We start from the raw sequence: 879 nt of genomic DNA, 5'->3' as shown, positions 1-879 counted from the left end.
TAAAGACCCATGGAGCTGACCGGTACTAATAAGCCGATAATTTGATAACACTTCAGTTTGAAGAAGCTGCTTTAGCGTCCACTATGTGGTTCTCGATGTACGGTCGAGAACAAACCCTCATCATTGAGGGCTCTATAATTGAATAATATAGATTCGATTCATCGGAAGATGTTTCGGCGGCTATAGCGAGAGGGAAACGCCCGGTCACATTCCGAACCCGGAAGCTAAGACTCTCAGCGCCGATGGTACTGCAGGGGGGACCCTGTGGGAGAGTAGGACACCGCCGGACTTAACTTAGAACGACCAGAAAGGCCACCCCCGGGTGGCCTTTCTGCATTAACGGCCACCCGAAAGGGTGGCCGTTCTGCGTTAACCCGAACGCCGTCCGTACGGATTCGCCTGCTGGGTGCGGCATCCACTTTGCTGGGTTCTCAGCGCCGTTTTGCCTGAGGGATTAGGCTTGAAGTGTCTGTCGAAATGCCGGACTAATTACACAGGAGATACAGTGAGCCCTTCAGGACCCCGCGACGGCGATTCCCGCAACAACGGTCAGGACGACCGTCGTTCGAACCAGAGCGGCCGACCCTCGAATGGGCGACCTTCCGGCGGCCGCGATGGCGCCAAGCCTCCATACCGTGGTAATTCCGACCGCCCCGCTCAGGGCGGCGAACGTCCTCCTTATCGTGGCAACTCCGACCGATCCACCTATGGTGGCAACGACCGGGCTCCCTATCGCGGCAACTCTGACCGTCCCACGCAGGGCGAGCGTCCTCCGTATCGGGGCAACTCTGATCGCCCGTCCGGCGGCAGCGATCGCGCACCGTACCGGGGTAATTCTGATCGTCCCGCGCAGGGCGAGCGTCCTCCGTACCGGGGTAA

The 879-nt window shown here is 58.8% G+C and carries 1 protein-coding gene and 1 rRNA gene; one reads left to right on the top strand and one right to left on the bottom strand.

The window, feature by feature from the left end:
* Positions 1–172: 172 nt before the first annotated feature.
* Positions 173–289: ribosomal RNA gene (gene rrf / locus BMW72_RS13880) — 5S ribosomal RNA — on the top strand.
* 225 nt (positions 290–514) lie between these two features.
* On the opposite strand, the gene BMW72_RS19045 is transcribed toward rrf, so the two are convergent.
* Positions 515–879: hypothetical protein (locus tag BMW72_RS19045; protein WP_208598221.1), on the bottom strand; the 365-nt coding region annotated here is incomplete at its 5' end.

The sequence above is a fragment of the Cryobacterium luteum genome, assembly GCF_900110125.1.
Taxonomy (GTDB): Bacteria; Actinomycetota; Actinomycetes; order Actinomycetales; family Microbacteriaceae; genus Cryobacterium; species Cryobacterium luteum.
Note: the sequence above shows the minus strand (reverse complement) of the source record. Positions and strands in the feature narration are given on the sequence as shown.